Origin of the sequence: Candidatus Palauibacter sp. (genome assembly GCF_965213655.1) — a bacterium.
Taxonomy (GTDB): domain Bacteria; phylum Gemmatimonadota; class Gemmatimonadetes; order Palauibacterales; family Palauibacteraceae; genus Palauibacter.
Genome location: NZ_CBDBZT010000003.1, coordinates 1178209 through 1200635 on the forward strand (window position 1 = coordinate 1178209; position 22427 = coordinate 1200635).

At 66.9% G+C, this 22427-nt stretch carries 16 protein-coding genes and 1 pseudogene; 4 read left to right on the top strand and 13 right to left on the bottom strand.

The features are described 5' to 3' along the window. Nucleotides 1-129: 129 nt before the first annotated feature. The 4 genes and pseudogenes from ACOOGH_RS07485 to ACOOGH_RS07500 all read left to right on the top strand — a co-directional run bounded on the left by ACOOGH_RS07485 (nt 130) and on the right by ACOOGH_RS07500 (nt 2548). Nucleotides 130-357: a hypothetical protein gene (locus tag ACOOGH_RS07485; RefSeq protein ID WP_420448324.1), complete on the top strand. Its 228-nt coding sequence runs from the start codon at nt 130-132 to the stop codon at nt 355-357. 63 nt (nt 358-420) lie between these two features. After that, nucleotides 421-621, top strand: a pseudogene (locus ACOOGH_RS07490) (helix-turn-helix transcriptional regulator); the annotation flags it as partial. A gap of 288 nt (nt 622-909) precedes the next feature. Then, nucleotides 910-1248 carry a MobC family plasmid mobilization relaxosome protein gene (locus ACOOGH_RS07495; protein WP_420448325.1) on the top strand — a complete coding sequence of 113 codons (339 nt, stop codon included), beginning with the start codon at nt 910-912 and terminating at the stop codon, nt 1246-1248. Continuing rightward, nucleotides 1238-2548 carry a relaxase/mobilization nuclease domain-containing protein gene (locus ACOOGH_RS07500; RefSeq protein WP_420448326.1) on the top strand — a complete coding sequence of 437 codons (1311 nt, stop codon included), beginning with the start codon at nt 1238-1240 and terminating at the stop codon, nt 2546-2548. Before ACOOGH_RS07495 ends, ACOOGH_RS07500 begins: the two co-directional genes overlap by 11 nt. A 454-nt stretch (nt 2549-3002) precedes the next feature. On the opposite strand, the gene ACOOGH_RS07505 is transcribed toward ACOOGH_RS07500, so the two are convergent. The 13 genes from ACOOGH_RS07505 to ACOOGH_RS07565 all read right to left on the bottom strand — a co-directional run bounded on the left by ACOOGH_RS07505 (nt 3003) and on the right by ACOOGH_RS07565 (nt 22337). Next, on the bottom strand, nt 3003-4109 hold the full coding sequence (locus ACOOGH_RS07505) for a hypothetical protein (protein ID WP_420448327.1): 1107 nt from the start codon (nt 4107-4109) through the stop codon (nt 3003-3005). Nucleotides 4110-4674: 565 nt separating this feature from the next. After that, complete coding sequence (locus ACOOGH_RS07510) at nt 4675-5460, bottom strand: hypothetical protein (protein WP_420448328.1); 786 nt, start codon at nt 5458-5460, stop codon at nt 4675-4677. Between the two features lie 277 nt (nt 5461-5737). After that, nucleotides 5738-7822 carry a BREX system Lon protease-like protein BrxL gene (gene brxL, locus ACOOGH_RS07515; RefSeq protein WP_420448329.1) on the bottom strand — a complete coding sequence of 695 codons (2085 nt, stop codon included), beginning with the start codon at nt 7820-7822 and terminating at the stop codon, nt 5738-5740. Next, entirely contained in the window at nt 7819-10242 is a 2424-nt protein-coding gene (gene pglZ, locus ACOOGH_RS07520) for a BREX-1 system phosphatase PglZ type B (RefSeq protein WP_420448330.1), read from the bottom strand. Before pglZ ends, brxL begins: the two co-directional genes overlap by 4 nt. A gap of 205 nt (nt 10243-10447) precedes the next feature. After that, nucleotides 10448-12124, bottom strand: a complete 1677-nt coding sequence (locus ACOOGH_RS07525; protein ID WP_420448331.1) for an ATP-binding protein — start codon at nt 12122-12124, stop codon at nt 10448-10450. After that, complete coding sequence (locus ACOOGH_RS07530) at nt 12121-12594, bottom strand: hypothetical protein (RefSeq protein WP_420448332.1); 474 nt, start codon at nt 12592-12594, stop codon at nt 12121-12123. The genes ACOOGH_RS07525 and ACOOGH_RS07530 overlap by 4 nt, the downstream gene beginning before the upstream one ends. 172 nt (nt 12595-12766) lie before the next feature. Further along, complete coding sequence (locus ACOOGH_RS07535; protein ID WP_420448333.1) at nt 12767-15778, bottom strand: Eco57I restriction-modification methylase domain-containing protein; 3012 nt, start codon at nt 15776-15778, stop codon at nt 12767-12769. A 10-nt stretch (nt 15779-15788) separates the two neighbouring features. Then, nucleotides 15789-19286, bottom strand: coding sequence for a BREX system P-loop protein BrxC (gene brxC, locus ACOOGH_RS07540; RefSeq protein WP_420448334.1), 3498 nt, complete (start codon nt 19284-19286; stop codon nt 15789-15791). Between the two features lie 37 nt (nt 19287-19323). Beyond that, nucleotides 19324-19878: a DUF1788 domain-containing protein gene (locus ACOOGH_RS07545; RefSeq protein ID WP_420448335.1), complete on the bottom strand. Its 555-nt coding sequence runs from the start codon at nt 19876-19878 to the stop codon at nt 19324-19326. After that, nucleotides 19875-20729: a hypothetical protein gene (locus tag ACOOGH_RS07550; protein ID WP_420448336.1), complete on the bottom strand. Its 855-nt coding sequence runs from the start codon at nt 20727-20729 to the stop codon at nt 19875-19877. The genes ACOOGH_RS07545 and ACOOGH_RS07550 overlap by 4 nt, the downstream gene beginning before the upstream one ends. A gap of 162 nt (nt 20730-20891) precedes the next feature. Beyond that, nucleotides 20892-21104, bottom strand: coding sequence for a type II toxin-antitoxin system HicB family antitoxin (locus tag ACOOGH_RS07555; RefSeq protein ID WP_420448337.1), 213 nt, complete (start codon nt 21102-21104; stop codon nt 20892-20894). A 53-nt stretch (nt 21105-21157) separates the two neighbouring features. Then, complete coding sequence (locus tag ACOOGH_RS07560; RefSeq protein ID WP_420448338.1) at nt 21158-21337, bottom strand: hypothetical protein; 180 nt, start codon at nt 21335-21337, stop codon at nt 21158-21160. A gap of 274 nt (nt 21338-21611) precedes the next feature. Next, complete coding sequence (locus ACOOGH_RS07565; protein WP_420448339.1) at nt 21612-22337, bottom strand: S24 family peptidase; 726 nt, start codon at nt 22335-22337, stop codon at nt 21612-21614. Nucleotides 22338-22427: the final 90 nt, after the last annotated feature.

A 22427-nucleotide genomic window follows, 5' to 3' on the forward strand; every position in this document is an offset into this window, starting at 1 on the left:
TCTTCGCGGCGCCGCTGGCGGAGCTCGCCCGCGGGTCTGACCCACTATGACACAACATGATACACCATAAGCGTTTAGCGAATTCCTAAGGGGTTGACGCGCTTGCGGACTGTCTTTCAGCGTTCAGGCATGGAGACGCTGGAAGGGCAGTTCATTTCGCGCGTCAGCGCGTTCCTCGGGCGCTCGGGCTCGAACCCGACGGCGTTCGGCAAGAAGGCGGTGGGCGACCCGAACCTGATGCGCCAGATCGGTGGTGGCCGCTCGCCGTCGCTGAGGACGGCGGACCGGGTTCTGGCGTTCATCGCGGAGCACGATGGGACATCGGGCGGTGGACGCGATCCCCCTCGACGCCCGTGACACCGGAGACCGACGAGAACGTGGAGAACAGCGAGGAGGAGCAGGACGATGACCGAGAACACGATGGAACGGAGGACGAACCCTCCGACCCGCTTCCTGCGGCTGCCCGAGGTGATGGCGCGCACCGGCCTGTCGCGAAGCACGATCTACGTGCGGCTGGCAGAGGGGCGCTTCCCCCGGCCGGTCGCCTTGGGCGGGCGCGCCGTGGGGTGGATCGAGGCCGAGGTGGACGAATGGGTCCGCGAGCGCATCGCCGAGAGCCGGTTCGAGGGCGAGCGGGCCGGTGAGCGCGGCGAGGCCGCGCGGGGGATCCCCGAGGCCGGCCGCCGGGCGGCAGAGGCCGGCCCGGTTCGATGAGCCGGCGCGCTTCGCGGCGGCCGGGGAACAGCCCGTCGGACGCGTCTAAGGCCGGTGAGCCAGCACACGCGATGTTGAACATCGCGGCTGGCGAGGGGTTGCTGCGCCCCCCTTCGAACCCCCGGCCTGTCGCGTCCCTGCCGGAGCAGCGGACGCGCGGGGGCGAGGCCCCCGAACCCCGTCTCCGGTGCGACCGTGGCTGAGCATCGCACCGTGATGGTCGCCGCCCGGGTCACGCCCGCGGAACACGCCGCCTGGCGGGAGAAGGCGGCGGCGGCGGGCGTGTCGCCGTCCGCGCTGCTGCGCGAGGCGATGGCGCGGACGCGGACATGGACCGCATCGGCGCGGGCCGTCGAGCGCGAGCGCACCCGCCAGATCGCGCGCATCGGAAACAACCTGAACCAGCTGGCGCGCTGGGCGAACACACACGCCTCGACGGCCGAGGCCGTCTCGGTGATCGCCCACTTGGTGTCGTTCGAGCGGTCGCTGCTCGCCGTGGCACGCATCGGCGAGGAGGCCTTCGATGCTCGTTAAGTTCCTCTCCCACGGGAAGGGCTCGGCCCGCGCGGCGGTCGAGTATCTCGTCGGCGAGCGGGACGCGGCGGGACACGAGCGCGAGGGCGTCGAAGTGCTGCGCGGGAACCCGGACATGGTGGCCGCCGTGGCCGACTCCCTCGACTTCGGGCGCAAGTACACGTCGGCCGTGATCGCATGGGCGCCGGAGGACCGGCCGACCGGCGAGCAGATCGGAGCCGTCCTCGACGAGTTCGAGAAGACCGCCTGGGCGGGACTTGAGCCGGACCGCTACGCGTGGACGGCCGTCCTGCACCGCGAGCGCGGCGGCGGCGTCCACGCGCACATCCTCGCCGCGCAGTGCGACCTCCAGACCGGACGGAGCCTGAACATCGCCCCGCCCGGCTGGCACAAGACCTATGCCCCGCTTCGCGACGCCTTCAACCACGAGCACGGCTGGAGCCGTCCCGACGACCCGGCGCGGGCCAGGGCGCAGCGATCGGGCCACGTGGCCTACATCGAGGCGTCGAAGCTGCGGGCCGGGCTGGAACACGAGGCGGACCCGCGCACGCTGATCCGCGACTACCTGGTGCAGCGCGTCGAGCACGGCGCGGTCAAGGGCCGCGCCGACGTGGTCTCCGCCCTTGAGGACGTGGGGCTGGAGGTGCCGCGCCGGGGCAAGGACTACATCACCGCCCGCGATCCCGACACCGGGAAGCGTTGGCGGCTGAAGGGAGAACTGTATGAACGAGACTTCGAGCCCGGGCGACTTGACCTCGCGGCTGAGGAGCCGGCTGGAGGCCGACCGGAAGGAGATCGAGGAGACGGCCACGCGCGAGCTCGCGCGGCTTGGCGAGAGCTTGAGCGCCGTCAGAAGCGACGCGCTGCGCTCCATCGAGGCCGATACGGTCGAGGCGACCGCGCGGATGCGCGAACTGCTCATGAAGGCGTGGCTCCGACCGCTGGTGGTCGGCATGAGCCTCTTCCTCGGTATCTGCGGCGGCAGCTGGGCGACGATGCACTGGTTGTCGAGGAGCATCGACTCCCGGATCGAGACCTTGGCGGAGGTCAAGCTCAGGATCTTGCGGGCGCGCGACACCTTGGCGGTGATGCACGAGACGACATGGGGCACCGAGTTGATCGAGATCAACGGGGATCGGTACGTGTTGCTGCCCGTCGGCACTCCGGGCCGTCCGGCATTCACCATGGACGGACGGCCTTACATGAAGCTCTCGATAGAGTGAGGAGGGAGTTGCATGACCGACTTGCAACGGCAGTTGACGACCGCCTTGGAGCGGTTGTCCGAGCAAGCCGCAGGTGAAGCGAATCACGACAGGGAATCGTATAAGTCCAACCGGGACTGCACGATCTGCGTTTCCTGTCGCTGACCGCGTACCTGACTGAATCGCGCCGCGCCAGCGGGAAAACGGGCTTGATTGGCGGGACTCCCGGTCGTCTCAGTTCTCGGGTTGGCCGCCCACCTCCGCTTGTCCATCAGACCGCCTGCTGGCCAGCCGAGCCTCTGTCCGGCCCGGCTCCCTCGCCGTGGCATTTGATCCTTCGACAGCGAGACCGGGGTGAGCCTTCACGTCGGTTTAGGGACATTACCCAAACTACCGGTTCTCCGGTGAGCGCCTCGTCCGGCACCTCAGCCGTGTCGGGCGTATAGTGCCTTCCTGTTGCCGATGATTCGCCGGAGACGCTGGGCATTTCGTTGGTACACGCGGGCCATCCGAGGTTCATAGCCGGTGGTGAGCGGCACCGGAAGGGCGTCACTATCCATCCGGGAGCGAGTCAAGCACCTGTAGTGAGTCAAGCACCTGTAGTACCGCCTCCACCGACTCAACAAAAGAATCGTCCGTTACGAGTTCGGGAAAGGTCTCTCGGAGGAGTTCAAGCTTCGCACGAGCTTCAGCTAGCTGCAGGAGCTGAAGGTGCGCCTCGGCCGCAAGTCTGATTTGGTCGTAGCCGACGGCTCCTACCGCCACGCCCTCGTCCACAAACTCGACAAGCATTTGATAATACTCACGAACGAAGAGACTTTCGGCGTACCTGCGGCGATAATGGACGTTTTGCGGGCTGAGAGAGACCGCGCGCCTTAGCGGAAACAGCCCGTCTCGACCCCACTGTTCCCGCTCCCGGATGCGACCAAGCACGTTCCACGCCCAAGCGTCCAGCGGGAAGAGCTCAACGTACCATTCCGCAAGTCGCAGCGTGCCGATGTCGTCGGAGAGTCGGCCATCGAGCGCAGCCTGTAACCCATCACTCAAATTCCAGTAGGCACCTTCGTCGTAGGGAACGCTCTCCAACGTGGGCCGGAGGTTCCCAGGCTCCCAGGCCCCAAGGTAGAAGGCGGTGCTCAGCTCTCGGTGGCTGTGCGGGGTTGACTCAAACAACAAATCCCCAATGCGCCACCTGACCGCTCCCGGCTCAGCGGTACCGGACGGTACGTAATGATACGAGTCTGTGAACCACTCATGGTCGAGTCTACGAAGGAAGTGGACGTACTCCCGGACTCCGAGGAGGCCGACGTGTCGGTATGCGGCCAACGTCACCTCGTAGTTCGCGGGCCTGACCAACCTTGCGAGGTCCATTTCCTCGAAGACACGGCTGGCGACCGACCGCGCGAGCGCTCTGTTCGAAACCACGCGAGGTGGCACAACTATCTCGACCCGAAAGGCAGGATTGGGCACCAGACCACCGTCCCGGCCAAGAGGCGCATCCGCGTCCCCACCCTGGAACTGCCCTAACAGGGCCGCCGGCGGCGCTCCCTCATGAGTTCTGAGACCTGCATACCTCACGGCGCTCGCCTCGAATGAAGAGGCCACCCTCTGCACGAGATTACCCTTCCATTCGACAATCAGGATCGCCGCCAGAATCACGGCGAGGCAGCCCGCGGATTGCCGAAAGACCGTCGTCCAGCTTTGGGCGGAAGCTTGATTCTGGACCCTCCTGAGCCCTACAGACGTCCCGGCAGCGAGGTCATGCACTCCGACCCGCCCCCCGGAGGTCGCCACCGTGAGGGGCACCAGCAGCATGATCGACCAGTGAGCAGCCAACTGGAGCATTAAGGCATGTGAAGTGCTAAGCGCGGTGATAAAGAAGCCCATGGCCTGGGCCCCGACAGGGGCTAGCATTAGCAGCCAGAACACCAGCGCCCGTAGGAATACCCGGGTGCGAGGAAACGGCGCGTCCCCGGACCTGATCGTCAGCCCAGCGAGAGCCTTGCCCGGACTTCGGTCGAAAAAAGTGTCCCATGCCACCATGCTTGCGACGAGCATCCACAACCCAATGGACACGCCGTCGTAAGTGATAGTCCAACTGAATCGCCCGTCCAAGCTCTGCAGCACCCAGCAGCACAAGAGCCATAGCAGGAAGTCGATGCCAGTCGCGGCGACCCGACGTGCGAGCACACTCGTGAGCCATTCACGAACGCGTCGGAGGGACCTAGCCATCCGACGCTCGGTCCGACCTCAGCCGACCAGTCAGAATGATCAGGATGACCAGACCACCGATCAGCAATAGCAGTGCTGAGTTCGTGTACACGAAGGCGTTTAGACCAGAAACCTCTTCGGTGCGGACAAGCTCACCCACTCCTCCATCAAATGTCACAGAAATGGAGCGCCCGTCTGAGAATCCCAGGAAAGGTGCCTCGGCCCAAAGAAGAACTTCGATCGTGCTATTGGGAGGGAGTCGGTCCAGGCCTTGAACCAGAAGAAGTTCACTAATCGCGTCGTGATACACACTCTCGAGGACTCCTTGTCGTTCGAGGTCTGTAAGCGCGTTGCCCGCGACTCCCCAGCCGCTCAGTCCCCCGACGTTCTGAACGCGGATCTCGACGTTCCCGAGGGATTCGTCTGTGTTGTTCCTAAGGGAGACCTGCGTGAACTGACGAATCTCCCTAAGGAATGCGGCCGTTTCTCGCAATACATCCACAATGGAGTCGGGCACCGACTCACTCGAATAAGGTTCAAGCGCCTCAATGAGCTGACGATGCAACGCTGAGGGCAATCGCACTTCCGAAGAACTCACTTCGACTGAGAGGTCGGGCTCCGCAAAGAGCCAGGTCAGACCGAGCCACCCGGACCCGGCAATCGCGAGAAGACCCGCGACGGCCCCAATCTGAGGTCCGTGATCCCCTAGGAGCTTATAAAGCCGCTTGTTCATGGGCATACCATTGGGGTTCGTCCCATCACCTTCCGCATCGTTTTCCGGCCTTCGGATCTTGGGCATGCCGGCCACCCCTCTCAGTCCGTTGCTGGCCACACGCTCCGCTCCAGTCCGCCCCAGCCGACGACCGGGGACCGGCAATGGCCGTTGAAAATATCTCACTCTTGAGCCCCCTTGCGGAAAGAGCGGAGCGGGGCGACTGGCCGGGGGGCCGGGGGCCTTCATGACGCTGGTACCCTCTGGGGTCGCCCGCATGACCGCACGCTGCACAGGCAAGAGGCCGACGCGGAGCCAGGGTCGGAGAAGCGGGTGGTCTCAGAAGTCTGATCGGGGTCACCGCTCATTCCAGCACCTTGAACACGCCGTCCTCCGCGTCTCGGTAGAATTCGATGTTCACCTTCGTCCAGAGATCGTCCGGCAAGTTCATCAACTCGCGCCTCGCGCCGACCGGCAAGAGCAGCACGGTCGCTTGCTTGTCCACGGCGAGCTCGGCGATCGCGACCGGGTCGGGGATGCGCTCCAGCGATCCACCCAGGTTGAGCGGTCCGGCGACGATGGTCGCCCCCCGGGTCCGGCGTTCCAGCAGCCCTCCCACCAGCGCCGCCAGCACCGGCAACCCCAGTCCGGCACCCGACCGCTCGTTGTCGCGGGGCTGCATCTGAATCGTGTACTGGTGGCCGCGTGGGTCACGGTCTCCCACCAGTGCGCTCCCCGCCGTGTATAGATTCTGCTCCCCTACCTTCACGCTCTCGCGAAAAGCCGGCGGCACCGGATGATTGAGGATCTTCGCGCCACCGGCTCCCCTTCCCACGACCACCTCGATGCGGTAGAGCCCCGGCCCGCTCCCCTCCGAGCCCGGTCCGATCGCCCAGACCTGACCCGGCGGTAGCGGATCGCTGTCGATCGCCTCGTCGCTACGCAGCTCCGGGGTAGCCACGAAGCTCTCCGTACCGTCGACCCCGAGCGTGTAGGAGAAATGGGTGCTGCGGAATTCGGCCTTGAGGCAGCGCTTCTGTTGTTCCTTGACTCGCCGCCGCGATTCGAGCGCGAGCCGGACCATCCACTCCAGATCGTCGTCCTCGACCTCCATCTCGGGATCGGGGAAGAGCAGCTTGAGAAGGCCGGATATCGTCTTGTGCACGGCCTCGATATCGCGGCCCGAAAGCGCCCCGCCCCAGAAGACGCGGTTCTGGAGGATCGGGAGCCGGGTCGTGTCGCGCAGCTTCGTCCAGCAGGCGCTCAGGAAGTCGTTGACAAGCCCGAAATGATCGGTGAGATGCTCGGCGGGATTGAGCTTGGGGAAATCCCAGCCGGGTGCGTAGCCGTGGATGCGGTCGTGGAAGGCGGTGTCGTTGCGCATCTGCGTCGGTAGCGGGCTGAGGAGGTGCCCGATCCGCTGCTGCTGCTCGACGGACACGTCGAAGTTGCCGACGAGAACCAGCGACCCCTCGGCGCGGATGCTCTCCTTGCCTCGGCTGAACTCACCCGACGCCATGTAGCCCTTCATGATGTTGACGCCGTCCTTCTGGTCGAACGAGACTCCCGCCACCTCGTCGAAACAGACCACGTCGTACTGGCAGACGAGACCGCGCTGCCCGTTCGCCATGTTCACGAACATCTTGGCGACCGTGGCCTTGCCGCCGGAGAGCAGGTGCGAGAACGGAGACAACTGCTGGTAGACGTGGCTCTTGCCGGTGCCGCGCGGTCCGAGTTCGACGAGGTTGTAGTTGCGTTCCACGAAGGGGATCAGCCGCAGGATGGCGACCTGCCTCGCACGTTGGTCAAGAGCGTCCGGTTCGAGTCCGGTCGAGCGAAGCAGAAGGCGCTTCCATTCTTCGGTGCCGAAGTTCCGCCGGCCCTTGGCCAGCACATCGAGCACCGACGGACTCGACATCTGGATTGGGCGCATGGCGGCGATGCTGAAGGGGCGACCCTGTTTCTCCTGCGCGATGACCGGGTCGTATTCCAGTGTGACCTCAGCGTAGAAGCCGTCGGCGAGGATGCGCTGGTTCTCGACGACGAACGCGGTGCCGATCCGCACGTCCCGGAGGCCCAGGCTCGGCAGTTCCGCCAGATAGCAGTCGTTCTTGGCGTCCAGGCGCGCGCGCACGATGTCGATCAGTCGCACCGAACCCTGTTCGCGGGCGCGGGACTTGAAGATCTCGCGTTCGGCGGGACGCACCGTGCGGCCCTCCAGCTGGTGCTTCACGATATCGAGCCCCTCGGCGATCTCGGCCGGTTCCACGCTCGCGCAGTATCGCCCCAGCAGGAACTCGACGACGTACGTCGGAACGGGATACTGCCGTGCGTACTGGCGCACGAGGTCCTTGCGGACCAGGTAACCGGGGAAAGCCTCATTGGCCGCGTGGTCAAGGTCGTCAAGCCGAAAGTCGGCGGCGCAGATGGCTTCGGTGGGCTCGGTCATGCGGGAGGGTCTCCCCTTCGGGTCATGCGGTGTGCGAGGACGCGTCCATCGGAGGCAATGACAACGAGAACCAGCGCGGCGTCCTCGTGATCCTCGTCGCGCAGGATCAGGCTGGCGCATCCGTCCGCGTCAATGGCCTTCGGGCTGGATGCGACGGACTCTCCCGAGGGGCTTCCGAGGCGAAGGTCGGCCGTGGCACCCTCTCCGGGGCTTCCCACCATCACATTGCACCGCACCCGTAGCCAAGAGACCGATCGGATGACCGTGCGGGGGAGCCCAACATGCGCCATTCCCCCGTCCCCCGACTTGGCATTGATGCGGATATCCGGGATCAGGCACTCCTGCACACTCAGGCCCCCGTGCGCGTACTCGGGCCGTTTGCTGAAACAGGCGATGCCGGGAGGTGATGCGAAGCGCTCGTCCGGGTTCCAGTGCCACGGGTGCAGCGGAGCGTCGGGCTTGGCTTCTCCCGCGAGCACCGCCGCCCTGGCCCACTTGGACTCGGTCAGGTGCCCCGGCAGCTTGACCACGGGGAGTCCGCCCGGCAGGAGCAGCCAGCCGTGATCGGTGACGATGCGGACGGATGTCCATCCGGCTTCGATGAGTTCGAGGACGCGGCGCACGAGCCGGTCGAGTTCGTCCTCGACCAGTCGTGCGAACCCGGCCGCTTCGTGATGGTGACCGTGGTGGTCGATCCGGCCGGTCTCGCGCCAGCCGCGGGCACCGGGCAGAGGGCCGAGATCCAGGGCATCGTCGCCAACGATCTCGTAGCCGCGCTCTCTCATGGCCTCTCGCAGCGTGCCGGCGGATGCGGGGCGGCCCGATCCACGCTCGACCGGCCGGAAGTCGGCACCCAAGCGGTCGCCGGCGATCCGGTCCGCGACCGGGGTGACTGCGGGTTTGGCGGTGGCGGTCACGGTCGGGATGGCGGCCCAGCGGGAGCGGACCGTGGCCGTCAGGCCGTGTTCCCGGAGACGTTCGACGAGACAGCGGCCGAGCTCGTAACGGAGACCATCGACGAAGAGCAGGCACTCCTGTTCGGTGGCTGCAACGGGCGACATGGGAGCGGCAGCGACGGTGGGGTGGGTCGCCTTGTACGCGGTCGAGGGGGTTTCCTTGACCGATCCGCTGCGGACGGACGGAAGCGGGTGATCCCTGACCGCCGCCTGGAAGGCCCGGGCCGATTCGTCCAGCCATGGCTTCGCCAAGTGGCGAACCGCGGCGGCGACCAACTCCTCGTGCTCGGGGCTGGCGAGCGCGAGTGCTTCGCGGGCGCTCCGGTCGGCCTGCCAACCCCGCTCGGCGTAAACCCGCGCGATGTCACCCGGGGCAGCGCCGCCCACCGACTTGCCAGTGGCTTCGGTGAGGCGGGCGAGCGGACGGAGCACTTCCGCAAGAGGCGAGCTTCCCATCTTCGCCCACACCCATTCGCGCCGCTGGCCGTGCTCCGCTTCAAGCCGCGCGATCTCCGTGCAGGCGGCGGGTTGCGAGAGACCCGGCAATCCGCCGAGCGCCGTACGCACGGACATCTCGTCCTCATCATTGAGATCCGGCCAGCGGTCGCGGCCTTCGAGCACGAGTTCGCCGTGCGGCCGGCTTCTACGGAGCACCTCCGCAACACCTTGGAACGACTCTGGAGCCTCACAGAAGCGCGACCACACATCCCTCCACCTTCCCTTGCCCCGGGCGAGCTTCGCACCGGCCTCCACGTCGGACCCGGCCTCCGGGTCGAACCGGAGCACGCGGCGTGCCTGGTCGCGGAAGGCGTCCCAGCGCGCATCCTCCATCGTTTCGCGGCTCGCCGCCGGATCGCCCAGCCAGCGCAGGATGTCGCGCTCGATCTCGACGCCGGCAATCCGGTTGAACGTGTTGGCGTCGAGGCGGCGCCCCCGCAACTCGTCCAAGGGCGTCTGCGCGACCTCGCCGATGGCGCGCAGCAGTGCCTCGCGCGTCTCCGAGTCGCCCGCGATGTCGAGGCCGGGGCCTGCGGGAACCCCGTCGGCGCGAAGCGTGAGAAACGCACGCACGCTCCAGTCGCGTCCGTTGGGGTGATGCCAAGGCACGCCCCGGTACAGGAGTTCGACGAGGGGCCGGAGATGTTCGGGACAGTCCTCGCCCGCGCGAAGCTGTCCCCGTTCGATCCCCGGCAGGTAGACGACCGGAGGCCCGTCGCCGGTAACGTCCGGGAGCTTGATCGTTCCGTCGATCACGCAGCGCAGCCAGATGGCGGGGCCGGTGCGGTCATCCGGGTGGTAGTCGCCGAGCACGAGCAGCTCCGGGATGCGCGAACGTGCGGCGGGGAGGAGTCGGCGCCAGTCCCGGCTGGCGTCCGTCCACAGGATGGCGGCGGGAGGCACCATGCTGCCGGACACGCCCGCCTTGGCGCGGATGGCAGCGGCGAGGAGGTCGAGTGCGGTCATGGGCTGTAGATTAGTGTTTCTCCCAACGAGGGGCGAACGGTTGGCGGTGCCGGTGCGAACCCCCGGCACTCGGCGCGCATATCAGGGGGCGGTGGCGCGCATATCCATTGAAGCGCTCGACAGCGCATGACTTTACACCGCGCGCACATTGGCTGGTACTACTGCGCAATCCCCCTTGCGTCCCGTCGCGCAATCCCCCGTTGACTCATTCGGGAGGGATGGCGAGCACGTAGCGGGTGCCACGCCCCGTGCCCTTCGCCGCCAGCACCTTGAGCGCCACGAGCCGGCGCAATTCGCGCAAGGCCCCGTGGCGGTCGATCTCGAACAGTGCCCGGTAGTCGGCGTTCCTGAGCGCGGACTCGCGGTCGAAGTAGGCGCGCAACCCAGGAATGCGGGCCTCCAGAAACCGGGCATCCGCTTCGAGCGCGGACACGACGGAATAGGTGGGCACCGCACCCTTCGCATCGGGTTGGCGTTCGGCGATGCCCTTGGCGCGGAGATCCCGGACGCGGCGCATGGCCTCATCTTCACCCGTCCCGTTCACCCGCTGATAGTCCTGCCCGGTGAAGCCGGTCGGGCGGGTCAGCAGCATCCTGCGTTGACCGTCCGAGATCGGGAGGGTGCTCAGAAGGTGGCTCCAACCGGGCCGCATCTTCCCGGACACGGGCTCGTTGAACAGCGTCATCCGGAACAACCCGTTGGCCGATTCGATCTCGGGTTCCCGCAGCAGGCTGACAGCCATCTCCCGGAACACTCGTGCGACGCCCTCCCCCTCGTCGCGCATGATCTCCGCGTCCGCGAGCACCCGAACGAGCATGGGGTTCCGGGTGACGTGGGCGGCTCGGCCTTCCCGCAGAGCTTCGACGGTCACGGGCGGCAGCAGTTCACCGGGGCTCGAAACCTCCAGGCGGTCATCGAAGAACCAGACCTCGCTCTCGCGCCCCCGGACCTCGTAGTCGCGGTGCGCCACGGCGTTGACGAGCGCCTCCTGCCAGGCGAACTCGGGATACTCCGGGATGTCCTCGAAGAACAGGCCGCGCAGCCGTTCGGACCTCTGGATCTGGCTTCGCGCCAATTCCCTGACTTCCACAATGGCGCTGGCCAGTGGAGGATCGGCGCGCCCGATCTGAGCCACGTTTCTCTGCGGACCGTATTCGATCCGGGTTCCGGCGACCCGGAACACCCGCAGACCCGCGCGCGGATGCCAGCGCAGCGCCGGACGATGGGCGAAAAGGAGGAGGGCGGCGTTGGTGACCCGCCAGTCCAAGCCGTCCGGCTCGATCAGGCCGTAGTACCGGAGCGCCTCCCGCACGGGACGACCGCCGACCGGAGTATCCCGCAGAAAGGACTCGGCGAGGTCCAGGTTCAGGTCGTCGAGGGTGGCTCCCGGGCAGAACCGCTGCTCGTACCCGATGTGCCGGTACGCCTGCTTCCGTTCGTTGATCACCTCCTGCGGCTCGCGGACGATCAGGCTCCCGACGCGGTAGGGAAACCCGTTGCCGCCGATCATCACGGCCTCCGGGGAGATGGGCACCTGGAACGCCAGGATCTCGTGCCCGTCAAGGGTGAAGCGCGCCGTCCGGCAATCCGGGGCCGGAGTCAGCCGGCGGCTCGGCACCTCGAAGAATGCTGCCACGTCGCGCTCCGAATAGCCGTGGCCGCTCACGGAACCGTCATCGTTGACGCCCACCAGCAACAGGCCGCCGTCGGCGTTGGCGAAGGCCGCGACGACATCGGCGATCTTGTCCCGCAGCGCCCGGCGCCGCAGCCGCTTGGGCAAGCTCGAACCGCGATCCCAAGCCGACTTGAACTCGACGAACTGACCCTCGCCGCGCGAGATGATCGTCCGCAGCTCGGAGTCTGCAAGGAAGGGAGCCGTCACTGTCGCCCGGACCTTTCGTCGCCTGTTCGCCGCCTCCGCGCCGCCTCCTTCGCCTCCCGCGTGTAGTGCAGGTCATTCCACCGATTCCCATCGAAACTCGCATCCTCCGACACCTCGAAGTCCGTCCGCGCTTCTGCGCTTCCGCCGCCCGGGCATCCCCAGAACCACGGAAACTCCTCGGGTGGTCGGGGCTCCTCCGGCTCCTTCCCGCGGTCCTTACCCCACCTGACGGTTGGCCTGACACGCAGAATCCCGGCCCCGGCGCGTCCGCCCTTGCGTAGCTCGGCGCGCATGAAGGGACGGATGTTCAGGCGCACTCCGTCATCGAGGTCCGGCGCCCAGCCGATGGCTTGGTCATGGAGCGGTTTCCAGCGAACGAAGAGGTCGAAGGGGAGCTCGCCTTCGAGGATCCGCTCCAACTGTTGCTGGAGGTCCATGGCGTGTGCGAGGCGGTCGTCGGACCCGGCCACGCCGTCGCGCTGTTCAGCCCGCTGGAGCCCGATCCAGTCGTTCAGGTAGGCGTAGGCGAGCGATTCGAGGGTGCGTCTGCCCTGCCCGTCGGGACCCGCAAGCCGATGATAGTTGACGAGGGCATGGAATCCGTCCAGGCGCCCGTCCCAGATGTGCCAGATGAAGGGGCGGTTATGGAACAGCTTGCAGTGCTCGGCGAAGAACTTGTCGCGAAGCCAGATTTCGAGCGACCTGGGAACACGACCATTCGGGTTGGTGGCTGCGAGCAGCCTGCGTTCGGTGGCTCCGGACCACTCGTCGCCGTAAGAGCGAATGAGAAGCGTGCGTAGTCGGTCGACGGCGCTGACCTCGCCGCGGGCCGGGGAGAGGCAGGCGATGCCGTCTTCGTCGACGAGATCGTCGTAGGTGGTGCAACCCTCCACGACGGCGCGCTGTTCGGGGGCGAGGCGCATGGACGGATCGAGCTCGGCGGGCCACCGGTAACCGAGGAGGCGAGCGACGGCGATCTGAAGCACGGTGTGGTCGAAGCGGACGGACCCGTGCGCGGTGAGCTTGGCGTCCTCGTCCCAGACGACGCTCCGGCAGGGGTCGCCGTGGAAGATCCACTGGGTGGGATCGTCGGAGTAGGGTTCGGAGAGGCCGTTGGGATACCGCTCGGCGGCGACTTTGGTCCAGTGGTCGAGGTCGAAGGGGACTTTGACGAGGGCCGCGTTGGTGACGTTCAGACTTCTGGTCGAATTCGCGTACCGCGGTAGCGTATTCGGGGGATGAACAGAAGGCCCAGACGGCGGGGAGGTGCTCGTCGCAGTTGGGCGTCAGGACTGCGGTATTGTTGTCGAATGCTTGGCCTAGGAAGATCGAGACAGGAATAGCGCCGATCTGGCCTGCGGCGACACCCTGCCGACTCCAAGCTTCCCTTCCCCTGAAAGTGGCACCAGCTTGGCAGACTTCCGTAATCTGACCACTTCCGTCTTCCCAAAGGATGGTTTGGGTGCGACCGGCAAAGTGCTGAGACGCGTGTGGGCTCGTCTGTTGCAGTCGCCATTCAGGACCGCTCGGCCACGCGGGTTCCCAATGGCACCGACCAAATCTGGGGTAGTCGCTGGTCGCAATTCCCTGCCAACCACCTGCCAAGTCTCGTAGCAACTTCCCCTTGCCCACCGGCCGCATCAGGACGACCGCATCCGGATTCTCCAGCTGATCGGCTTGAACCGACTCGAGCACGTCCGACCCACGCTCCAACAGCCTTGCCTTTTCCGCGGCCCGAATCGGCGGCTGACCCCGGGGCGACGACACGTCCACCCCCGCCATCTCCCAATCCGGCTCCGCTTCCCCTGCCGACAGCACGACCAGCGCGGCGAACGCCCCCGCCGCCTGCGTGTCCTCGAACGCGTGCTCCCCCAACCGCGCCACCACATTCCAGGTCTGTTCCTTGAGCAGCCGCTCCCTCAGCCTCCGGTAGGTGGTCAGGAAGAGCCAGTTCTGAGGCGTCACCAGCGCTTGCGTCCCGTGATCGCCCAGCCACCGGAAGATCCGCGATGCGAACACCGTTGCAATGTCGCCCTTCGCGTCGCCGTGGTGGGTTTCGGCGAACTCGCGCAGCCGGTTGCCCTGCTTCCCCCGCGCCAGGAACGGCACGTTGGTCACCACCAGCGTGTAGCGCCCAGTCAGGATCTCCGCAGCGCGCGCCATTCCCGCCGCCGCGACCACCCGTTCGTCGCGCCCTGCGCCTCTCCGTTCGCGCCCGATCGCTGCGTCGAGAAGCCTCTTGAGGTCATCGTAGCCAGCGCTGAGAAGATCGGCCCCGATGGCCTCCGGATCGATCAGCGATCCCAACTCGCGTGCCTGGTGGAAGAGGCGATGCAAACGGGCCATCCCCACCTGTAGCGGTCCGCGCGCGAGTGACGGTTCCGCGCCGAACAGGTCGGGATCTTCCGCCAACCCGGTCATCCCCTCCAGTTCGCCCGCGAGGCGCACCCAACCGGCCTCGCTCCCCTCGGGCGCGATCCCGCAGCACGCGACGTTCAGGCGGGGAAGTTCGATTCGCTCGCCCGCCATGCGCCATGCCGCCAGCGCCAGATTGAAGGCCGCGATCTGGGAGCAGCGCGGGTCGAGCTCAAGGCCGAAGATGTTTTCGGACAGGACGGCTTGGACGGCAGCGGATACGGCAAGCTCCTCCTCCTCCATGCGCAGCCGCACCAGAAGCTCGAACGCCTCGACCAGGAAATGCCCGCTCCCGCAGCACGGATCGAGGATCCGAAGGTCGCGAGCCCCCCTGGGCCAATCCGGGAACGATCCCGCCGCCGGACGCCAGGGACCGGTCCGCTCGTCGCCTTCGTCCGCCTCCGCTCTCGTCCGCACGAAGCGCAGGTAGTGAAACTCGTATCCGCCACCACTCCCGAGCCGCATCCGCCTGCGCAGCGCGGCCTCGCCCGGTGCCGAGCCTCCGAGCGCGGGGTCGGCGGCGAGCACCTTGCCCGCCCACCATGCGCCCACGGTGTTGTGCAGCAGGAACAGCACCATATAGCGCTCGGTAAAGAGCTGGGTCACGGCGGGAAGTTCGTCCGCGCCGATCTTCACGCTGCTCGCGTTGACGCGCTCCTTCTCTTCGGAGCGCCAGTATTGGTAGGTCCATCCAAGCGAGTCCTGTGCCGTGAAGACCTCTGCGGGAAGCGATTCGATCAACTCGTCAAGGGCCTGGCGGGTCTCCGGCGGGAGGGAGAGTTCGAGCGCGGGGTCGCCCGCCGTGAAGATCTCGGGGAGCATTTCCTGCGCCCATTCGCCCGCCAGCTCCCAAGGGTCCCCCCCTCTCTCGCGGGCCAGGTCCCGCAGGTCCTCGAGCGAGACCGCCACCCCGTACTCGGGCGCGATGAGTAGGTCGTTCTCGGCCAGGAAGCGCGCGAAGAGCATTCGGTGCCAGTGCTCGTAGGCGGCCTCGTGCGTGAGTCGGACGATCGGCTGCGCACCGGTGGCACGGTCGATCCGGTCACCGGCTTGCCGGCCGCGGTTTCGGAGCGCGTTGCGCTGGGCGGTCTCGGTAAGCGACATGGACCCGAAGGGCTTGGCGCGGTCCACGGCGAGGGACTTGAGCGCAGCGCGCGCGCCGGATTCAGCGGTGCGGCGCGCCTCCTGGATGACGTTGCCCAAGCGGGCGCGGAGGTCGGAGGACAGAGGGACGGTCATGGACGGAAGCTCATTCCACGATCACCGGACCTTCGAGGACCGCTTCGTTGAGCTTCCTCTCGTGTTCGGCAACCCATGCTCGCACGGCCTCCGCGTCATCCAGCGTTCCACGCCTGACACGCACATGCTTGACGGACGCGCCGCCGTCCGTCATCCGGATCGCCGCTTCCGAAAGCGCCCTCTGTTCTCGCGTCGCCACGGCATCGATTTCGGAGCGCCACGCGGCCAGTCCGCGTGCGTCGAGTTCCCTTCGGAGCGCCTCGTTCGTGCCCACTTGCAGTGCTGGTGGCGGTTTCAGCCCCGTGTCCCCCAGGATCTCATCCCGGTCGTCCGCCCCCAGTTTCAACCAAGTCGCGTCGTCCGCGAGCCGAGCGTTCGCCGCGTCCACCGAGGCGCTTAGTTCTTCGCGCAGTCCGCCCAACGCCACGCGCAGCGCGTCCGCCAGCCGGGTGATGCAAGGCCGGACATGGTCCGTGTCCCCGAGCAGGGTGCGCCGATCCCGGATCGCGTCAAGCTGCCGACCGACCTCGGCGGCAACCTCATCGAGCTCGCCATCGGCGTGGCGGTGAAGGGCGGTGGCCAGTTCCCACGCGCCGATGCGCTCTGGAGCCCGCTCGGCGAGATCCTGCCAACGCGTCAACGAAGTCTCGATGCGTTCCCGCTCAGCGAGCAGCGCCGCCAACTGTTCACTCCCGGCCAACCCGGAGAGATCGTCCAGGAAGCGCGTGTCGGGCACGGGCGGCAGCGGGCGGTCACCCCCGGCCGCGTGTGCCAGCTTCCTGCACTCGGACAGGAACGCCGGCGCCCTATCGGCCTCCTCGCCGCTCCGTGTCCGTAGCTCCAGCCCCTGGAAGAGCTGACGGATATGGAGCCTCTCCGCGGTCGTCAGCCGCACCTTCTCGGGCAGAAATCGCACACTGGGCGTCAACTGTTGCGTGATCTCCGCAGCCCGCACGGGCCGGCCGTTCCGCTCGGCCTTCAGGTGTCCGTCCGCTACCAGCGCCAGGAGCGCCGCGTCGATTGCGTCGCGCGGCCAACCGTACGGCGCGGCCTCCAGCGCGCTCCGTACCCTTGATCCAGTCTCACCCGATCCCACCTTGAGCACCACCTCACGGGCAACGGGATGGTCCGAGACGGCCCCTTCCCATCCAACCGCGCCGAAGGGCGTGCCCGTTCCCTCGCGGATCCGCTTGCGCGCTTTGCCCCATGCCCGATGGTCCGCGTCGTTGAAGCGGGGGAAAAGCCTGGCAAGAGACAACTCCGCACCGGCCGCAGCCTTCGCGCGCAGCCCTTCCCCATAGACCTCCGCTCCGCCGCCCTGAAAGACCCGGGCCATGCGGACGATTTCCTCGACGATGCGGTCCCGCGCGGCTTCGGCCCCGGCAAACCGGCTCTTCATGCTTTCCCGGGCCTCTTCTCCCTCCCGCGAGGAAGGGACTCCGCGCGCGGCAAGCACCTTGCGCGCGGCCTCGGCGCTCGTGATGTGCGCCCGAAACTCGTCCGCGCTTCGCTTCGCGAGATGGACGTGCAGGGTGGCGTCCTCCATGCCCTTTCGGCGCGCATCGCCCTTCACCACAGCCTCCGAACACGACCACCCGTCCCGCACCCAGATCCAGACGGCGGCTGCGGTTTCACTCCTACCGCTGCCCTCGCGCTTGGCGGGGTCCTCGGCTTCGAAATGTGGCCTCAGTTTGCGCGGCACGCCGGCTTCTCCCTGAGATAGCCGCACTCCCTTCAGTTCACTCTGAACGGCCTCGCGGAGCAGGTCATCGCGCCGAGCGGCGATCTCCACCTCGCTCGCGGACAACCGCGTGCGCTCCTCCCGGAACGCACGCTCCCATTCGGTGCCCTCGCGCGTCTGGATCCGGTACTCGTCGGCCATCCGCATGAGGACGCCTTCGTCGGCGAGCGCATCGAGCGTACGCTCAATACCGGTCCTGAAGGTTCCCGAGTCGCCGCCGATGTCTTCCAAGAGCAGGTCGGCCAGGGTGGTGGCGTTGGCGCGCACGCCCTGATCGGCGCCCTCCTCGCGGGGCAGCTTGCCGATTAGGAAGACGACACCGCAAAGATCGGCCTTCAGCCTGCCCTCCGCTGAGCCGTCGTCGAGCTTGCGGATGCGGGTGTTGATCTCGTTGAGCAGCACGCTGGATCCGACCATATCCTGGGCCAGCGCGCGGAACAGATCACTGGCCGGAATCACCGCGCCTAGCGGCCGCCCGGCGATGCCGCGCAGCGAGTCGTGCAGAATCCGGAGCTGCGAGCGAAGCTGGCTCCTGGTGCCGGAGGGGTCGGTGGTCTGGAAGCAGGCGTCCCAGAACCGGCGGCGCGTGCGCAGCAACGGGTAGTCGCCCACCTCGAGCTGTTTGTCCTCGGCGCGCTCGGCCATCCGGGTTCCTTGCAGGTGGCGCGCCACCTCGCCGGCGTGACGCCCGAGCATGTCTTGGATGACGGGCTCGGCGGAGGGCTTCTTCCGGAGCAACACCTCGCGCGTCACGACTTCGACCTCCGCATCGGCGAGCTGCACGGTGATCCGAAAGCGGTCCTTCAGCCAGTGGAGCGCCGCATTGCCGCCCGCGAGCGCCGACTGGCCCGACGCGACGAGGAGCACGCGGCTGTCGAACTGCGTCTGAAGCGCCTCGGCCAGGTCGGTGACGATCTGTGCCCGGTCGGTATCCTCGTTGATGTACTGCTGAACCTCGTCTAGAACGACGATGGTGAGAGGGACCCGTCCCCCGCCGGGTGCAAGCGCCTGCCGGGCCGCCGCGGCAAACTCCCGGTCGCTGATATCGGCTTTCGGCTGCGGGAACTGCCCGACGAGCAACTGGCGCGCGCCCTCCAGATCCGCCGCGAACCCGGGGCTTGCCTCTATCACTGCCTTCGCGATCACCGGGCTGACATAGAGGTTGTTCAGTTCGCTCTCCCACGTCCGCCCCCGGGCTTCGACGCTGGTGCGGACCCGGTCAAGCAGGCCCTCGTCGCGGAGCCAGAAGCAGAACCGCGCCTGGGGGTACTGTTCTGGAAGCCCGCACGAGCGGAGCAGGATCGAGAGCACCGAGAGGCGCACATGGCCGACGTTGCCCCCGAGCAGCGATCCGGCGGCAGCCACGGGATCGGGACCGATCCTCCGAGCTCGAGTGTCGATTTCGCGCAGCGCATGGCGCACCCCCGACGGTAGCCGGTCGCCCACGAGCCCGCGCGCCGTTTGGCCGTCGTCGAACAAGGTGTCCACCCACAGATGGGCGAGCATCTTGAGAAGGTGGGATTTGCCGCTTCCGAAGAAACCGCTCACCCACACGGCGTCCTGGCGCGAGGCGTCGAGCTTGGCGAGGTAGCCTTCGAGGATGCGCACAAGCGCGTCCGCGAACTGCCCCTTGCAGACGAAGGTCTCCAACTCGGCGCGCAATTCGCGCATGACCTGCGAGTCCTGTCCGGCCGTGATCCGGGCCTGGCCGTTGTTGGCGAGGCCGACGCGCAGCGGGTCGCGGTCGAGCAGTTCGTGGATCTTCATGGTTGTGGAGTGCCGTATCGTGGGAGGGACGCGACGTTCAAGGTATCCATGCCTCGTGCAGGGTGATCGGCTGGGCCAGATAGCTCCAGCCGTCGCGAGCATCCAGGAGGCGGTAGTTGTTGTCGTTCTTGATTCCGGGGAAGAAAACGGCGAGGCGGCCCCGGATCGCCGACTCGGAAGAATGAATGAGATCGGAGACGCGTATGAAGCCGTACAGCGAAGCGGTGCCGAGCAGGGCGACCACGGTGTTCTCGTCCGCCGCGGCCAGGATCCGGGACAGCTTCTCGATGGCGAAGGTGCGGAACTCGCTTCCGAGCGCACCCTCCAGCAGCTCGGGATCCTCGAAGTAGGCGTCCCGGTAATCGTGGTCGGCCATCCACTCGGCAAACCAGCCGGTGGCGTCGGTCCGGACCCAATCGTGTCCTTCGGCGCGCGTCGCCTGTTCGAACTCGCCGATCCCCGCCCGCAGGGCGCGCTCGCGCTCCTTGGCGTATACGACGATCATCACGCGCTGGGCTCCGGCCAGCGTCGGCTGCCATGGGGCGCCGATGTGCCGCCGGTAGATCTGCGAGAGCTTGGCTATCTGGTTCAAACCGAGGGTTCCGGGCGTGCGGGGAATGATGTCTGGCGCGAGCGCGGGTCTCGGCGCGGGCCGGGACCGGGCGGAGGGCCGGGATCCACCGTGCACGCGGACACGTCAACCACGTTGCCCGCGGCGCTCAGCCGAATCAAGCCCAGACGCCGCGCCTCCACCGCGTGGGGAAGGAGCGCGCCTCCGGGAAGATCCAGAACCGCGGCCCAGCGCGAGTCGATCAAGCCATGCCCAGCGAGCCCCTCGGCCTCGCCCAGCCAGAGCGCCATGGCGATGACGGCCGGTGTCGGCGCAACGATGCGGCGCACCCTGAGCGTCCGCCCCTCGAGGTGGCCGGACTGCGACCAAGAACTTGCCGCGTTGCCCGCCACCTTGACCAAGACGGAGTCGTTGAAGCGGGTGCCGGTCCGCGCGCGAACTGCATTGATGAACTCCGCCCTCACCAGTTCCTCGCCGGGGGCGAGCCTCAACACGGGGGCCGATGTGAGCCTCAGGAGTGGATCGCGCGCGAGGGCGGCGAGCAATGCGAGCAGCGCACGTCCGCGCGCGTGCCGGCGGTCGAACTCCCAAAGCCTGCGTAAGACCCGGAAAAGCGGCACTGCGGGATCGAGCGCGTAAAGTTCGGCCAAGCGCTGTCGCGTGGCGCGCCGGGTGGCCAGAGTCGGCTTGCCGAGGACGTTGTCGTCGACGATGGCCGCCGCGTAGTCGCGTCGGCCAGCTCCTGCCGGAAGCACGTCCAGAAGTTCACCCAGCTCGTGCAGCATGATGTGCCGGGAACTCTGCGTGCCACGCTCCCCGAACCGGAAACCGGCGCGCTCCAAGGAGGCGGAACGGGAGAGGCGCATGTTCATTCGCACTTCCGATGCTCCAGGCCGGACGGCGGGGTCGGCGCCGACGATGGTTCGGCCCCTATGCCTTGGGAGCAGTTTGCGGACGATCAGACCGGCTTCGACCATTCAATTCAATCGTCCCGCGAGAGGCGGGAAGCGTAGTATCAGGTTGCATGAGTCCGGTCAGGCGAGCATCAGGCGCTCGCCCTTGGGCTCCGGGACGGGCCGTCCCAACTCCCGTGCCCGGTCGATCCAGAACTGCATCGCATCCTTGATGTTCCCCAACGCGCTCTCCTGATCGTCTCCGTGCGCCATGCACCCGGGCAACTCGGGAGCCTCCGCGACGAAAGCCTCGTCCTCGTTGCTCCAGTAGAGAATGATTTCGTATTTGTACATCAGTCGCTTGCTCCCAGCTTGTACTTGAGTATCAACCGCCGAACCTGCCTCACCTAGTAGGGCTTGGCGCGGCCGCCTCGGCTCTGAAGGTTGACCATCTCCACGACCCCCTCCTTGTCGAAGAGGTGGTGGCTTCCGCGCACACGCTCCTCGAATCCAAGATACCGCATCAGCGCCCGCAGTTCATCGAAGCGGATGTTCCCGTCGGAGCGGCCGCCGAGGATGGTCCGCACCAGCCGCTCGCGGCGACTCGCCGGTTAGCCACCGTGAACCTCCGGAACCGCAGGCTCAGGAGGTTTGCAAGGCCTCGTGGATCGAGCACCGCAATACCCCATCGGCTGCTCGGGCAATCTGTTCATGGCTTTCTCTTCACGAAAGGAATCGGGTCCACCAACATTAATGCACGTTCTCCGACGGCCGATCCGTTCCGTCCTGCTCCACGATGCCGGGCGGCATCGCTTCTGGGTTGCAATCGAGGGACTGAGGTTCACGGCTAGTCCACTGTTGCTACAGCTTCCTGGCAACCCAGACCGCCCTTCCGACGACGCGGACCTCTTCGGCAGCACACTCGAAGCTGTCGTACTCGGGATTGATTGACTTGAGCACCATGCGGAGCGGCTCGGAGTGCGCCACGTGCTCGATCCGCTTGGTGACGAGCGCGATGCCGTCCCAGATCACGAAGATCCCCGGCGGCGCGGGCACCGTCCGGCTCACGTCGATCATGATGTGGTCACCGCTTGAGAGCGTCGGCTCCATCGAGTCCCCGTCCACTTCGACCATCCACAGGTCGCCGGGATCAGCCCGGAGCCGGTGGCGGATGAACGAATCGGCGAACATCCACGCATCTCCGGTCACCGACAGCTCGCCGTTCCAGCCTTCCTCCGCGTCCGGCTCCTCTCTGAGATCCGCCTCCGGCACGGCGCTGTAGCCAATCGGCGCGGCGTAGGCGTCGTCGGGCGGCGAAGGCCGTGTGGCGTTCGTCGAGAGCCGGAAACTTCGGCCGTGCTTGAGTAGCTCGGGCCGGCAGCCCAAGTGCTCCGCGAGGATCTCGCGGTCGTCCTCGGCGAGGACCTTCGGTGTGCCCCGGTAGATGAACTGTTGCAGGTAGGCGTCGTTGCGGCCCATGGCGACCGAGGCGGTGCGCAGGTTCGAGCCCTTCGCCGTCAGCAGCCGGAGTAGCCGCTTGCGCACCGGATCGAGCCGCGCGGCGGGTCTTTTTTTCTTGCGTCCCATGGGGCTGAAATAACCCCGCCTCCGGCCGGTTCCGCAAGCCGGGCGGGACACCGATGGAACCGGCTTTGCTGGGTAGGCGCTGGGGGACGC

Excerpts from the sequence above, each read along its gene's own strand:
- ACOOGH_RS07485 (WP_420448324.1), top strand. The coding sequence starts at position 130 with ATGGAGACGCTGGAAGGGCAGTTCATTTCGCGCGTCAGCGCGTTCCTC.
- ACOOGH_RS07500 (WP_420448326.1), top strand. The coding sequence starts at position 1,238 with ATGCTCGTTAAGTTCCTCTCCCACGGGAAGGGCTCGGCCCGCGCGGCG.
- ACOOGH_RS07510 (WP_420448328.1), bottom strand. The coding sequence starts at position 5,460 with ATGCCCAAGATCCGAAGGCCGGAAAACGATGCGGAAGGTGATGGGACG.
- brxL (WP_420448329.1), bottom strand. The coding sequence starts at position 7,822 with ATGACCGAGCCCACCGAAGCCATCTGCGCCGCCGACTTTCGGCTTGAC.
- pglZ (WP_420448330.1), bottom strand. The coding sequence starts at position 10,242 with ATGACCGCACTCGACCTCCTCGCCGCTGCCATCCGCGCCAAGGCGGGC.
- ACOOGH_RS07535 (WP_420448333.1), bottom strand. The coding sequence starts at position 15,778 with ATGACCGTCCCTCTGTCCTCCGACCTCCGCGCCCGCTTGGGCAACGTC.
- brxC (WP_420448334.1), bottom strand. The coding sequence starts at position 19,286 with ATGAAGATCCACGAACTGCTCGACCGCGACCCGCTGCGCGTCGGCCTC.
- ACOOGH_RS07550 (WP_420448336.1), bottom strand. The coding sequence starts at position 20,729 with ATGAACATGCGCCTCTCCCGTTCCGCCTCCTTGGAGCGCGCCGGTTTC.
- ACOOGH_RS07555 (WP_420448337.1), bottom strand. The coding sequence starts at position 21,104 with ATGTACAAATACGAAATCATTCTCTACTGGAGCAACGAGGACGAGGCT.
- ACOOGH_RS07565 (WP_420448339.1), bottom strand. The coding sequence starts at position 22,337 with ATGGGACGCAAGAAAAAAAGACCCGCCGCGCGGCTCGATCCGGTGCGC.